Source organism: Microvirga pakistanensis (assembly GCF_004458765.1).
Taxonomy (GTDB): Bacteria; Pseudomonadota; Alphaproteobacteria; order Rhizobiales; family Beijerinckiaceae; genus Microvirga; species Microvirga pakistanensis.
The window spans coordinates 1-223 of the sequence record NZ_SPJX01000688.1; the positions used below are offsets into that span (position 1 = coordinate 1).

Annotated in this window: 1 pseudogene; it reads left to right on the forward strand. The window is 67.3% G+C overall.

Annotation, left to right across the window (positions count from 1 at the left end):
- Window positions 1-223, forward strand: a pseudogene (locus E4K09_RS26745) (acetyl-CoA carboxylase carboxyl transferase subunit beta); the annotation flags it as partial.

Below are 223 nucleotides of genomic sequence, written 5' to 3' on the forward strand. Positions count from 1 at the left end.
TGTCCGGATACGGGGCAGGTGGTCTTCCACAAGGACGTGGAGGCGAACCAATGGGTGATCCCCGGCTCCAACCACCACATGCGCCTTTCGGCCACGCAGCGCCTGCAGCTCATGTTCGACGGCGGCACCTGGCTCGACGTGGCGCTGCCGGAGGTGCCCGTCGACCCGCTGAAGTTCCGCGACGAGAAGCGCTACGTCGACCGCCTGAAGGACGCCCGCACCA